Source organism: Blautia sp. AM29-29 (genome assembly GCF_003480555.1).
GTDB classification, from domain to species: Bacteria; Bacillota; Clostridia; order Lachnospirales; family Lachnospiraceae; genus Fusicatenibacter; species Fusicatenibacter saccharivorans.
Map to the genome: position 1 here is coordinate 1 of NZ_QUJD01000032.1, position 14,862 is coordinate 14,862.

The 14,862-nt window shown below is 40.7% G+C and carries 10 protein-coding genes and 2 pseudogenes; 3 read left to right on the top strand and 9 right to left on the bottom strand.

Annotation, left to right across the window (positions count from 1 at the left end; genetic code table 11):
* A partial coding sequence (locus tag DW769_RS15530) for a transposase (protein ID WP_147398867.1) occupies positions 1-292 on the top strand: 292 nt, incomplete at its 5' end.
* A 242-nt stretch (positions 293-534) separates the two neighbouring features.
* Here DW769_RS15530 and DW769_RS15540 read toward each other — a convergent pair.
* From DW769_RS15540 to DW769_RS15570, 8 genes and pseudogenes are all read right to left on the bottom strand, one after another.
* Positions 535-876, bottom strand: a complete 342-nt coding sequence (locus DW769_RS15540) for a nucleotidyltransferase domain-containing protein (protein WP_055220717.1) — start codon at positions 874-876, stop codon at positions 535-537.
* Between the two features lie 270 nt (positions 877-1,146).
* A pseudogene (locus DW769_RS17350) lies at positions 1,147-1,245 on the bottom strand (DEAD/DEAH box helicase family protein); the annotation flags it as partial.
* Between the two features lie 100 nt (positions 1,246-1,345).
* Positions 1,346-1,951: a YczE/YyaS/YitT family protein gene (locus tag DW769_RS15545; RefSeq protein ID WP_117510997.1), complete on the bottom strand. Its 606-nt coding sequence runs from the start codon at positions 1,949-1,951 to the stop codon at positions 1,346-1,348.
* A gap of 140 nt (positions 1,952-2,091) precedes the next feature.
* Positions 2,092-2,940, bottom strand: coding sequence for an MBL fold metallo-hydrolase (locus DW769_RS15550; protein WP_158555036.1), 849 nt, complete (start codon positions 2,938-2,940; stop codon positions 2,092-2,094).
* A 21-nt stretch (positions 2,941-2,961) separates the two neighbouring features.
* Positions 2,962-4,521: a carboxylesterase/lipase family protein gene (locus DW769_RS15555; protein WP_118697879.1), complete on the bottom strand. Its 1,560-nt coding sequence runs from the start codon at positions 4,519-4,521 to the stop codon at positions 2,962-2,964.
* A gap of 68 nt (positions 4,522-4,589) precedes the next feature.
* Positions 4,590-4,751: a helix-turn-helix domain-containing protein gene (locus DW769_RS17470; RefSeq protein ID WP_118697880.1), complete on the bottom strand. Its 162-nt coding sequence runs from the start codon at positions 4,749-4,751 to the stop codon at positions 4,590-4,592.
* Positions 4,752-4,808: 57 nt separating this feature from the next.
* A complete protein-coding gene (locus DW769_RS15565; RefSeq protein ID WP_118750613.1) occupies positions 4,809-7,652 on the bottom strand; it encodes a beta-glucosidase in 2,844 nt (947 codons plus the stop codon).
* A gap of 101 nt (positions 7,653-7,753) precedes the next feature.
* Entirely contained in the window at positions 7,754-9,451 is a 1,698-nt protein-coding gene (locus DW769_RS15570; RefSeq protein WP_055220729.1) for an extracellular solute-binding protein, read from the bottom strand.
* Positions 9,452-10,316: 865 nt separating this feature from the next.
* On the opposite strand from DW769_RS15570, the gene DW769_RS15575 reads away from it, so the two are divergent.
* Both DW769_RS15575 and DW769_RS15580 read left to right on the top strand, forming a co-directional pair.
* Positions 10,317-11,171, top strand: a complete 855-nt coding sequence (locus DW769_RS15575; protein WP_117510987.1) for an AraC family transcriptional regulator — start codon at positions 10,317-10,319, stop codon at positions 11,169-11,171.
* A gap of 1,029 nt (positions 11,172-12,200) precedes the next feature.
* Positions 12,201-13,700 carry a serine hydrolase domain-containing protein gene (locus tag DW769_RS15580; RefSeq protein WP_118750614.1) on the top strand — a complete coding sequence of 500 codons (1,500 nt, stop codon included), beginning with the start codon at positions 12,201-12,203 and terminating at the stop codon, positions 13,698-13,700.
* A 394-nt stretch (positions 13,701-14,094) separates the two neighbouring features.
* Here the strand turns inward: DW769_RS15580 and DW769_RS16995 are convergent.
* Positions 14,095-14,862, bottom strand: a pseudogene (locus DW769_RS16995) (IS200/IS605 family accessory protein TnpB-related protein); the annotation flags it as partial.

Genomic DNA, 14,862 nt, shown 5'->3' on the forward strand with positions numbered 1-14,862 from the left:
TACTGCATTCGCCGGAGTTGATCCTGGGGTAAACGAATCTGGTTCCTATGCCCCAAAAAGCGTCCCAACATCTAAACGTGGATCTTCAAATTTAAGAAAGACTCTTTTTCAAGCAATGGATGTTCTTATCAAAACCATGCCTCAGGATGATCCTGTATATCAATTCATGGACAGAAAACGCACCCAGGGTAAGCCTTACTATGTTTATATGACTGCAGGTGCTAATAAATTTCTCAGAATATACTATGGACGAGTGAAAGAATATCTTTCTGTTCTTCCTGATCCAAGCTAATTCAAAACTTTTACTTTCAGACCAGCACTGGTTGTGGTGGCCTTATTTTAATGCCTAATTTTTAACCTGTAAAGTTTTTTAACTTTCTTCAATTTTAGTATTGACTTTTTATTTGCAGGCTAAAGTAACGAGAATGCGACGCGCCGTTTTCAATAGAAAATAATGCTCTTGCTGATTTCAGATCATTTCGGGCTGTTTCCAGACGATATAACACCAGATCCCGTCTAGTACCGATTTCCTGATTATGCTGCTCCATACAAAACTACCCCTTCTTTATGAATATTGGAATAAAATGGATAGTTCACAATCCACTTGTTAAAATGTGCTTCACTTTTTGCAATAGGCTTAATATCCGTGTCATGATCCATATTAAAGTCATAGGTCATGTACGAGAGCTGTTGTGCATATGCCTTTAATTCCAGATCTGACATATCTACCAGAATCATAATGTCCACATCAGAATCCGGACGGAAGTCACCCCTTGCATAAGAACCATAAAGGATTATCTGACGTACATGGGAACCATAAATCTTCTTGACCTCTTCCACATACTGTTTAATTAAATCCTGCATAATCTTTGGCATACATCATCACCTCATTTTCTGCTGATAATACTATAAGTTTCTCGATTCACAAATCTTTCTTCTTGATTTTATTATAACCAGTTTACCTTCGTTTCTCAATCAGTATTTTCCATGTATCAATTTTACTACTTTCTTCGACGAATTTTGTTCACCGTTATAGCCAATCCATCATGTCCATTTACTTTTAACGCATCGTTTATTATGCTTTATATAGTATTATTTTACCTTTCCAAATCAATATATGGTATGCAAATTAATATCAAGATACTAGGAGACAAAGTATTCCACTGCGTTTTCCGGGAAGAATTCCTTAAACTCACCATACAGCTGTGCTGCAAGTGTTTTATTGTGCGCTATGATCAAGGTTGGCTAAGCCCCATTAACAAGGCAAAGACCATCTGCATATGGATCCGTGTCTCCTTCGATGCTTCCAGCAACAGTTTAGCATCGTAATACCCAATTGCCACCTTTAAAAAGATAACTGTATCTTTTTTTCATAAATATTAATAATTCTTCCTATAAATAAGGCTGTCAGTATGGTTCCTATACCAAGACCATAAAAATGGGTATGATTAATTAAACATAAAATAATAGTGACAAACACAAGTGTAATATCAAAAGTATTTTTCACTATTGAAAAAGGAAAAGAGAAGACTTCTGAAATAGTTTTTACAATACCATCAGTTGGTGTTAAAATAAGATTTGTTTTCACGCTTAAAAATACGCCCATTGCAGTAATGAACATCGTCATAATAAAACAAATAACCCTTAAGTATAAACTTAACGATAATGTAGGAATTATAAAATCATATAAATCAGTCAACCAACCAAAAGCAAACGATAACGGAATTTCTAAAATAAAAGTAACTGTGATCTTTTTGGATAAAATACATTGAATAATAACAAATATTAAGTAACAGATAATAGAAGCTGTTCCTAAAGAAATGTTATAGATTTGTGATATTGAATACATCACAGAACTAAAAGCAGCAACTCCTAAATCAAAGCGAACATTTAATACAACAGCAAAAGCTATTAAATTCAAACCAAGAAAATACAAAAAATATTTTTTCATTCTTATTACCTCATCATTTCTATGGTACTGTAAGCCACCAGAACCGGAGATTCTGCCTTGATGGCACACTTATAAAAAGCCCAAAGGTCTTGATTTCAAGGCTTTCAGGCTTAAGTTAACCCCAGCGGAGTCTGTTGTGTTTATCTTACTGGAATTTCACCTTCATCTATCAGTCTGTCTGGGGAAAATACAATACGGATTCTTCCGTCTGTCGCAACCTTGCAATCTCCGTCAAACGCATTCTTACCGCCATCCTCGATTTTCGCAGTTCCTGAAAGGATATTCTCACAGATGCGTATCGCTGTATTCATGATGCTATGATCCATGGAACCAACGAAAGGCATTCCCGCATATCCCACATGGCCATTAAAATTGCGGTCAAATTCACTTTCATAGGACTTGATTTTATCCAGAGCTCCCAATAGTGTATTAATACTGTCTCTGCAGAGCAGATTACCATTGCAGGCATCTCCAGAAAACAGGATTCGCTCTTTCCGATCAAGGAAACAACAGCCTCCCGATGTATGACCCGGTGTCTCAATTACCTCGATACTGCGTCCCCCCAGCTCAAACACCATCCCCTCCTTCAAAGGAAGACATTTTGGCATCTTTTGTATCCGCCGGATATCCGCAGGGCTACAGTCATACACATCGTAAGCTCCCATATTTCCCAAAAGTTCCACATAATCTGCGATGCTATCATAATTTATCGGTTTAAGACTATCCTCATCTTTTTCGTGAATATATACCTCTTCAAACTGAGCAGCTCCTCCGATATGATCCGGATGTCCATGTGTCAGCACTACATCATAGGGAAGCGGAGTCAGCCAGGAAATCAGCTTTTTCAGGTCTGTCATTCCGACACCCGTATCGATGAGTAATGCACGTTCCGTACCTTTTAACAAAAACATGGCTGTCATACCAGCCTCATTGATAACCCAGGTGTCTTTTGCAATCTCCGTCACCTGATATGTAGTCAGCTTTGCCATATGCATTCCATCCTTTCCGCATCAGTGCATAAATACATTTTCTGCATCCTCATCTAATGGTACAGTAAATGCCGGAGCATGTTTAACAAGAAGCTCCATCAGCCTGTGGTCATAATTATCTTTAACTTCGCAGATATTGTCAAAAATCATAATTGCCTCTTTACCTGGCTCACATACCGGCCACTGCGGAAGAGAAGGAACGGAAGGATTTCCGTATCTCGCAAAGTTTATCCAGGCACCACATATTCTCTCCTGCAGGCGGTCTGTTTCTCCCGGCACATTGCAGATAGGAATTCGGTCAATATTATGGAAAACAAACGGGATTTCAGAGCAATGCCATGCCAGTTTTCCTCCCTCATATGGGAATTCATAATTAAACATGTAGGAATATACGGGAGCTTCCTTATGTACTGACTTCTTCGCAATGAAATCTTTCGATGCATAACGGAAAATATAATCCAGCGACAGAACATCTACAAGGCGATTATTCGGATATGCTTTTTCGAATTCTGCTGCAATCTCTTCTGCATCCTCCTGAAAGCATTTTTCCAGAAGTTTCATCGTTTCCTCACGGGTCAGTTCATCCCTATTCTCCAGAACCGGCTTGAAATCAAATTCTCCAAAAACGCTACCCACTATCACCGGAATCTTTTTTGCTCCATCGGTAAATCCTACTCTGCGCGGATCACCGGCATACCATGAATTTGCTCTCGGCTCTCCTCCCACGTAGAGTCCTTTCTCCTGCAGCTTGGGTGACACCTTGTTATATGCTTCCGCAAGGAAATAGTAAGGAATCGTTTCCAAATCCTCAACGGATTCCAACTTCAATTCCGTCAGAAGGGCCTCCACAATTGCGGTACCGTCATCCTCTGCCTCTTTTTTACCTTCTTCTATTACGCCGCTCTGGATAATCCCCTTATGGAATAAACCTTCTGCAGCCGGTGTATTCATCAGGGAATAAACTTTCATTCCACCACCGGACTGACCAAACAGGGTTACATTACCTGGATCTCCGCCAAAACCAGCAATATTGTCCTGAATCCAATGAAGGGCTGCGACCATATCTGCATTTCCCACATTAGCAGAATTGTAGTATTTTTCCCCATAAGCAGATAAATCAAGATATCCCAAAATATTCAGACGATGGTTCAATGACACGACAACCACATCTCCGTACTCACTCAGATGATCTCCCTCATACGCCACCTGTTCAATGGATGAGCCTGCAAAGAATCCACCTCCGTGCAACCATACCATAACCGGTTTTTTTGCTTCCGGATCCAGACTCTGTGTCCAAATATTCAGATACTGGCAATTCTCATCCATTGGCCAGTAACGATGTGGGATCATAACCTCCATCAACGGATGATCCTGCATCAGCATAGGGCACACATAACCGTAGGCCAGAGCATTTTTAATACCTTTCCATGGTTTTACCTCTCTTGGCATTTGAAAGCGATCAGCATCAGCATACTTGATGCCATGGAAAGTGTATGTAGAATTCATCTTAAATCCCCGTATCTTACCCGCCTTAGTCTGAACTACCGGTTCTGCCTTACTACAGTAAAAACAATTTCCCATTTTGTATTCCACCTTTCTTTAGTAATTTTATGTATATCTTATTTCATTACCATTTTGTCATTTTTTTGTTACCGTTTTATTACATCTCTATCTCCACATACAGTTTGCATATTGGTCTCTTCCTGTATTGCAGCCCGATACTGAGAGGGAGTCATATGATAATGCTTTTTAAACACACGAAAAAAGTTTTCCGTATTTTCATATCCAATCTCTTTTCCAGCTTCAGTCATCCTCTCATTTTCTAAACTTTTTCACCTCATTATGCAATAATTGTTGATACCCATCTACTATAATCCCATACATTTCAGAATGATCCGAAGATTATGGACTGCACATCTTTGCACATCTCCGAGACACAGACGAGGTTTCTTATCCAAATGTCCTTTGTACCCGATTGCTCTGCCATCATCTAAAATAAAAGCAACTTTCTCATTGGCCGGGCATATCTTTGGCACAAAACTTGCCGGATCATTGAAAAATGTTTTCATATCATTTGCCTGCATGTAGACTTTTTCCCCATCAACCAAAATCTCTCCATCCTTCATCTCGGCAGTATGTCCTTCACCCAGCGGTGCCATGACTGTATCCGGTCCTTCCGGATCAACCGTAAAGGAATTCCAGCGGGCTGCGAAAACCGGTGCAAATGGTACTTCCTGCACCATAATTACCTGCCCACGTTCATCAAACTCCGGCATAACTGTTCTCACAGCCTGAAGAATATTCATGGCCCTTCCTTTTCCTCCCGGCATAATCAAATCATTTCCGGCATGCATGGATTTCCAGGGTGTACTGCTGCCTCCGTTCCAATCAGTCATGATCAGACCTTCAAATCCCCATTCTCCGCGGGCAAGATCCGTACATAAGTCATAACTATCTGCTGTAGGAACACCGTTGATCAGATTGTAGGAACTCATGATAGACAACGGCTGAGATTCCTGAATAGCAATTTTATAGGGTTCCAGATAAATCTCCCTCAGTGCCCGCTGACCAATCACAGAATCCACAGCATTCCGATTCGTCTCCTGATTATTAGCTGCATAATGCTTAATGCATCCACCTCCTCCTGGCAGGCTCTGAAGACCGCGTACCATTGCTGACGCCATCTTTCCAGATATGAGAGGATCTTCAGAAAAATATTCAAAATTTCGTCCGCACATAGGATCACGCTGAATATTCATTCCTGGTCCCAGAAGCAAATCAATCCGCATTGCCTGCATATCTGCTGCCATTCCGCATCCTACCTGTTCCAAAATTTCCGGATCAAAAGACTGAGCAAGAAGCGTACCCACCGGCCATGCCGTACAGTAATGGTATACCTGCCTCTTTTCCCCCGATTCCAGATCGGTTGCCTCAAACTGCTGTGTGATACGCACACCGCCCGGACCGTCTGCCAATACAATAGAAGAAACACCATAACTTTCCAGTGCGTGTGTTGTTTCCCCTGCCGCTCCAGGTACAGATTCCGAACTGGCTCCAATCACAGGATTGTTCTCATCCTGCACACCCCAGCCTGTACCACAGCAAAGATCCGCCAATTGTGCAGCATCAAGCTGTGCGGCAAATTCTTCCATTGACACTCTGCCCGAAGCCACATCATTCAGCTTCCATTCTTTCTTTTCCACATACCGTACTGTTTCGTAAGGCATAACCGGCTGATAGCTGGTATCTGTCGCATATGTAACCACCTTTTCATCGCTATAGGCTGAACGCGAATCCAGCGTTTCCGGTATCTGCACAGCCAGAAGAACCGGTACATCCTTCCATATAGTTTCATCCTTTCGGTCAGTTAACCCCTTCTTTTCCTCCAAAGTTTCCGTTAACGGAAGCTCCACCAATACCTGTTCTGTCAAAGCAGTTTGTTCCAGCCGAATCTTGCACACCGGTTTTGTATCTCTGGAAGAAGTACCGATACGCACTCCATAATCTCCTTTTGACAGAATATAACCTCCTGCATTTTCACTATAAGATGCAAGATTACGCAGCGGTATGCGGATTTTGATATCTTCCTTTTCGCCCGGTGCCAGTAACATCGTTTTTTGGAAACCTTTCAGCTCCTGTTCCGGCATATCCATCTCCGATACCGGTGCAGAAACATATGCCTGCACAACTTCACGTCCGGCAAACGCTCCTGTATTTTCTACTGTTACGCCAAGAACCAGTGTATCCTCATCCAGCGATGCCTCCAGATTTCCCAGTGCAAATGTCGTATAGGAGAGTCCATAACCAAAAGGATAACCCGGCTCAACATTAAATGTATCAAAGTAACGATAACCTACATAAATTCCCTCCGTATATACTGCCTTATTAAAATCCTGAAGGAAATTGCCTGCCGTAGGATAATCTTCATATTTTTTTGCCCAGGTTGCGGTCAGCTTTCCTGACGGTGTTGCCTTACCTGTGAGAATATCGGTAACGGCGGCTCCTCCCTCCTGTCCTGCCTGCCCCATGAGAAGAATAGCATCCGCACAAGCCGCCTCCAGATCCTGCACCGATATGGAGCCCGGAACATTCAGCACCAGTACCAATGAGGAAAAAGCTGACCGCAGCTTTTTAAGATTATCCATCTCCACTGCAGAAAGCCTGTAATCTCCAATTTCATACTTTTTATCCCCAATGGATACTTCTTTTTTCATGAAACGATCATTTCCCTCACCGGAATTTCTCGAAATGACACAAATAGCAGTTTCTGTTTCTTTTGCATATTCTTCCAGTTTTTCTGTTGTCAGCGTTTCCTCCGGAAACGCAAAAACACTCATGACCTGGTCCTTCATCTCTCTTTTGGCCAGATCATAGCATCTGGCCCACGCCATCTGCTGTTCCCGGTTCACAATCTCAAAACCTTCTGTTTCCATAGCATTCAGAATATTAATATGATAACGCAGAGACTGATCCACATCCTGATCACCACCGCCGGAAAGACCGCCGTTAAAAGGATCTCCCGATCCCGTTCCGCCGCGGATTGTTCTGGCAGCTCCGTTTCCAAACAAGGCAATCTTTCCCCTGCCCTTTAACGGAAGAACCCCATTTATGTTTTTTAAAAGTACCATTCCCTGCGTCGCCGCTTCTCTCGATATTGCAGCACCGCTGATCTCACGTTCGGACATCGGCGGATATATCGTATTACTTTTCATATTTTTTCCCTGCCTTTCATTTCTATTCCCCTCTTATCCATTTATGAAAAGAACCTGACTCCTTACGAATCAGGTCCCTTTATCAGTTTCCATATTTTTGTTTATGAAATTTTTTCTGCCAGGAAATCTGTCATCATCTGTTCTGTTTCTTCCAATCCATTAGCCTCATAATCCGCAATCAGCTTATCCCAGTTTGCATCAAAATTATCTACACTTTCTGTTACGCACTTAATCAGTCCCGGCCATGCAATCTCATTCAGAATTTCCACATTGTTCGTAATCTCCTGCGGTGTCGCATATGCCCAAAGTGGGGAATACGGCGGTGTTTCGAATTCATCTGGCTGCGGGAAGATATCGGTCAGCATCTCTACATTCCATGCTTCACAAGCTGCCTTCTGCTCCTCGTTATACTCTGCAATTACAGATTCTCTCGTAACAGGTGTGTAAGGATTACCATTTTCATCCACTGCACCGTCTCCATAAATCGGAAATCCCGTATAATTGCCAATACCAGTATTTTTTCCGTAATCCGGATCAGAACTTGCTTTTGCAATCTCTTCTTCCGTACGATATCTCATTCCATTCTCATCTACAAAATAGTTTTCTCCTTCAACACCCCATTTGTAAAGTACTGCACCCTCATCGGAGCAGAGATAATCAAGGAATTTAATTGCACGAACCGGATCCTCACAGTCCTTTGTGATTGCCAGTCCGTATCCAACCTGAAGACCCTGATACATCAGTGTGGGTGCCTTCGTCTCAGCATCAATTGTCACAGGAAGCGGACAATATGTTTTATCCAGTTTTCCTTCTGCTTTCAATGTTGCTTCCGCCTGTCCATAATGCCAAAGTGCATCAGTAATAGCTACAACACGTCCGCTGGCAAGCTTTGCAATGTAATCGTCATCTGTCTGTGTTGCAAAGTTTGGATCCAGAATTCCCTCATCATACATACGACTCAGCCATCTGAAATATTCTTTTTCTTTATCACTCACATGCTTATAAATGCAGTTATAGTTATCATCAACAAGCCAGGAACCGTTATCCGGTGCACCATCAGCAATAAATCCAGCGGGATTACTGAGTGTAATGAGCCAGTGCCAGTCAGCAGCACTCATGGAAATACCAATGGTATCCAGACCATCATCGGTTTTAGGATGTGCTGCCAGGTACTGCTTGATCAGGGCTTCATACTCCTCCAGAGTCTTAGGATATTCATAATTATTTTCCTTAAGAGCTGCGTACTGTATCTGGCAGTTTCCTCCGGTTGCCAAAATCTGGTATCCTACACCAGCATAAGAAAGCTGATATATTCCTTCATCTCCAGAACCCCATTTCAGCTTTTCAAACTCATCGCCGTACATTTTTTTAATATTTGGACCATATTCCTCGATCAGATCTGTCATATCAATAAGTGCACCTGCCTCATACAGACTGTTTACACTTTGCTTAGCATAAATCATATCTGGATATTTGTCCTCAGCAATCATCAAAGATATATCCTCGTCAGGATCGCCTGTACTGGATACCGGATAGGAAATATCCAAAGTCACACCTGTGGCTTCAGTAATCGCCTGAGCAACAGGATTTTCCCAGTTACCATTTTTTCCGTCTGCATTGTAGTACTTGAAAGTTATAGGTGACAAATCATCCTTACTGTCCCCAGTACTGCTCTCGCTGTTTTCATTCTTGCTGCTTTCGCTCTTACTGCTTTCCGTATCCTTGGAGCCACATCCTGCCACTGTTCCAACGCAGAGTGCTGCTACCATAAGCAGAGCTAAAATTTTCTTCCTTTTCATGTTATTCCTCCCTATATTCTTAGAAAGTCCTACTATAAGGCCAAACATTTGAGATTTTACAATACCTCTATTATTTGTCTCTCATTGCAATAACTCTCCAAAATTATTTTAGATTTTCACGCGCGTTTTTACTTATCTAAAAGATATCATGGATAGTATATTGGAAGATATAGAAGAATTAACCTTTAAATTTAGAAATATTGACTAATCATTTTTGTAAAAAAAGGTACACCCGTGCGAACCTTGAAAATTTCATATAAAACAATAAATTTATGTCAGGAAATGGTATCATGATCTCAGATTATTTGTGAGGTGATCCCATGTCTTTTGCTAAGAATGAATAATTTCTTATTCACAGAAGAAGGGACCAGGGTTATCAGCTGTCCTGCCGGAAATGCCCCGAAAAGCTGCAGCTATATCAAGCAGACAGGGCAATGCCGGTCAGAGGACTTTTAGCCACAAAGCTTCGGTTCGGAATTAAACTTGCGGCATTGAATTTTAAGAAACTGTCAGCATATCTGGACAGTCTGGATCAGTGCACCTTACTTTCAGCAAACAGCTAAAAAAGTAACAAAGAATCTGAATGTATGTTAATGGAAAACACTACTAATATGAAATATTTGTTGTCTTATATGAAATTTTCAAGGTACGTTAGTTAATGAGTTACTATAAAACGAGTGTTTTGACACCCATATCATACTTATTAGACATTTTTAAATTAATCTGATATACTTTACATGAGTTCTCGCAATGAGAATACTACACATATCTCTATGGGATACAGAAATGCGTACTACGTTTATTGATGACGGAAAATAATCACTCTCTCCTATTTGATTGAAATCCAGACAGGGAGGTATAACGAATGAAAGATTATGGAATTTATGAAAAAGTAAAACTAAACGGAATCGTTCCTGGACGATTGATTCGCCATACCCGGGCGGACAGTGCAATCATAAAAAGTCACTGGCATCCAGAGTTGGAAATAAATACGGTTTTTGAAGGCTCTTCCCGCTTCTTTATAAATGGAAGAATTGAAGATGTAACGCCTTCACATGTTGTTGTGATAAACAGCAGAGAAGTCCATTCGTCTATCCCTTTTTTTCCACAGGGCGGGATCTGCGTTACAGGGGTTACGATACAAATCAGCTACGATTTTCTAAAAAAAGTGATTCCAGATTATGATAACTGTTACTTTATTCTTAACAATATGGCAGAACGGAAGATACAGTTACTTCTTGAAGAAATGAATAAGAAATGTAAAACACAAGATGCAGCATATATGAATATTTATGCAATCAAACAAATTTGTGAAATTGTGTATATTCTTGCAACAGAATGTTGTATGAAACGGGAAAAGTTCGAAGCGACAAGTTCGGAAAGTTTTCAGCGTTTTGAACATGTTCTTAATTATGTTCATGAAAACTACAGCAGCAATCTCAAGACCAGTGAAGTAGCAGAACGTTTTTTCTTCTCCAAAGAATATTTTTGCCGTTTATTCAAAAAAAATACAGGTATGACATTTAATCAGTATGTGACACAGTGCAGGGTTATTCATGCAGAACAATTGCTTAAGGACACAAACACACGGATCTCTGAAATCGCTCAGGAGGTGGGCTTTTCGGATGAGGGAAGTTTTATCGCTCAGTTTAAAAAATATTATTCGAAAACCCCTGGAAATTATAGAAAAATGATAACAAAAAATCCATTTTATGATTAGGGGGGGCAAAAGGTACACCCGTGCGAACCTTGAAAATTTCATACAAAACAACAAATTTATGTCAGGAAATGGTATAATGATCTCAGATTATTTGTGAGGTGATCCCATGTCTTTTGCTAAGAATGAATAATTTCTTATTCACAGAAGAAGGGACCAGGGTTATCAGCTGTCCTGCCGGAAATGCCCCGAAAAGCTGCAGCTATATCAAGCAGACAGGGCAATGCCGGTCAGAGGACTTTTAGCCACAAAGCTTCGGTTCGGAATTAAACTTGCGGCATTGAATTTTAAGAAACTGTCAGCATATCTGGACAGTCTGGATCAGTGCACCTTACTTTCAGCAAACAGCTAAAAAAGTAACAAAGAATCTGAATGTATGTTAATGGAAAACACTACTAATATGAAATATTTGTTGTCTTATATGAAATTTTCAAGGTACGTTAGTTAATGAGTTACTATAAAACGAGTGTTATAAAAATGACTGGTCAATATTACTAAATTCAAAGGTTAATTCTCCTATATCTTACAATATACTATCTATGATATCTTTCAGATAAGTAAAAGCGCGCGTAAAAAACTTAAAATAATCTTGGAGGATTATCACAATGAGAGATAAGAATAATGGAGAGATTGCAAAATCTCAAATGTTTGGATACGCACTTTTTGGCTGTGGATCTAATTGTCTGGGTGGTATTCTTGGTTCTTTTTAACACTGTATCTGACCGACAATCTGCTGTTGTCCATGTCGTTTATTGCTTTTATGATGTCTGCCGGACGTATTATCAACGCAGTGACAGAATTTTCAAGCGGTTTTATCATTGACCAGACACACACTTTGTCTCTGTGTAAATATGACGCTCAGGCTGCAAATAATGGCATTGCACAATCTTCTGTCACCCTGTTTGCTGAAAGATGCGGATATGCAGTCGTTCCTTTGGTCTGTAGCATTTTGTTAGTTTTGATTAGTAACTTTATGAATCCAGATGAAGAAGTTATAAAATTGAGAAATACTCAATAAAGGAGAGAATTCTAATGACACAATTATTCAATAAATTTTATATTCCTGAAGATGTAGGCATTTCCTCTGTAGCTATTGCCCAGTTTCTGAAAGAATGTGATGAAATAAATTATAAATTGCGGACTCTTCATATTGTTCGCCATGATAAAGCGATAGCAGAAGTTTCCAAATATCCGTTTTGTGCACTTGATAAAAGATTGGTATATTCCGTAAGCAAAACATTTACATCCACGGCTATAGGGATTGCGGTAAAAGAAGGTTTGTTGCGGGTAGATGATTTCCTTCTTGATTATTTTCCGGAATGTCGAGATTTGGACATGGATGATGCAGCCCGTACCATAAAAATTTGCCATCTTTTGACTATGAGTACGGGTCATGGCGTGGATACAGTGGGAGATATGTGCAATGGCATAAGACCCTGGCCGGAAATCTTTTTTACCAGAAAAATAGTATATGAGCCAGGAACTCATTTTGTCTATAATTCCGGAGGAACTTATATGCTGTCAGAACTTATCAGCCGTGTGACTGGCATGTGCCTGAAAGATTGGCTACAGAAGCATCTATTTGATCCTATGGAGATTACAGATGTCAGTTGGGATAAACATGGAGATGTTAACACTGGAGCATGGGGGCTTTTGATTGCTCCACGTGATCTCACAAAGCTGGGACTTTTGTACTTACATAAAGGTGTTTACAATGGCATACGCATTCTCACGGAAGAATGGGTTACGGAGGCATCATACCCCCACATTTCCACAAACGTGCAGGGATGTGCCGGATGGGGCCGCCACTATGGATATCAAATTTGGGAGAACAGTCCGGGGAGCTATCGTGCTGATGGAGCATTTGGCCAGTATTGCATGGTATTTCCGAAAATGGATATGGTTATTACAACTACTGCTGAAGAAACGGATGGAAGCAGAATTTTCCCTCTGATTGAAAAGTATATCCTTAATAACATAACTGAGCAGCCGAAACCTCGTGATGCATGGTGTTACCAATACATGAAAAACGTAATGAACCAGTGGGAAACTCCTGTTGTATATTCGCCGAGTGCTTCTTATCTAATGCATATGCTTCAGGGAAAAGAATTTGATTTACGCAGTCGTACATCAGATGAAAAACATACTCTTCGCTTTGAAATTGGCAACAGCCGTATGGAGTTTGTAATCGATGAAATGCAGACTATTCACAGTTCCTGTACTGTTGATTTGTTTGGAGAAACCACATATGCAATTGAAATTCCGTCAAATAGCCCACTTATTGGAGACGAACAGAGAAACCGTATTTGGAAATATGCTGCCCATCACAGTTGGGTAGACCAGAGTACCCTTCTTTTGACTATATGCTGGCAGGAAACCGGGCATTCACAAACATGGAAATTCTATTTTCATGAAAATACCTTGACTTTGATTGTCACAGATAGTACTAAAGGAATGTTTGAATTGTCTGGTGCGGTGAGTGACCGGAATGTAAGATTTGCTGATATGATTTTTGATGGTGCTTTTAGATAGAAACACGTAAAAATACTCCGGGGATTTTTATTTTTCCCCGGAGTATTTCTGTCAATATAATGTTCATTATTTTAGAAACCCTTAATTTTCTCACCACACACAGAACACATTTCCAGAATATACTATATTTATCAAATGAAACAGTTACCTATTTTGTGAACTTCCTGAAAAAAGTACCCTAAAGACTGTTTTCCCCATCCCTCACCAGTCAATATCATCATCTCTTCCGTGAACCTCACATGACTAAAGTCACGTGCTTCCGGCCGCTTTAAGCGGCAGACAAAATATCGGCGGATACGCCTGTTATTTAGATTTTGCACAGATATGTGCTTCTTCCATGCCGGATACGGCAGGGCTCCACATAACAGGTAGTCCACGGTATATCTGCCTGTGTTTATGCTGCTTGTCGCAGTTCCATTTCTGAAATTAAGTCTCTCAAATCCGCATAAAAACATGAGGTTCTACGCTTTACTGCATCAACTTTTGCCTCCAGCAAAGACCTTCCCGTTGCCGGTAAGGGTTTTAAAATTTCACCGATAAAATATCTTGCTCCAATATTGTACGAGGCAGATAAATCACAATTATATCTCTTTCCATTCTGAAAGGTACACAGACGGTGATCCTGTATATCACGGTCAATTTTTCCAGATCCGTCAAACGCAAGCCTGCTCGTATTCCATGCACAGATTCGGGAAATCCGTATTCCTTTTCTATGTGCCTGCTGTCCGCATCGTTTCTGGATATCCCGTTTTCTCCACATCTGCAGTTTCTGCTTTTTCTTCCCGGAAAGTTTTCCTTTCATTTCCAGATATTCGAAAACAATCACATCTGCCTTTTTTTCTGATGCATAAAAAACGATTTCCTTTGCAATTTTTCTGCCAAGCTCTATATTCAGACGTTTTGCATATGCCCATCTTCCCTGCGCCTGACGCGATCCATGTTCCCGCTGAAATCTTCGGATCCGTCCCAGCACACGGTACATCCGGTCTTTGTCACTGGGAAAGTTAATAAACTTTCTTCCCAGGATAGTTCCGTCTGGACGCATGATGGTACAGACCGCATCCGTATTGATGCCAAGATCCACACTGCAGATCGTTTGTTCTTTGACGGGTGTCCGGTTTAAAGATACCTCTTCCGCATACGTAAAACGCAGAAAATATTT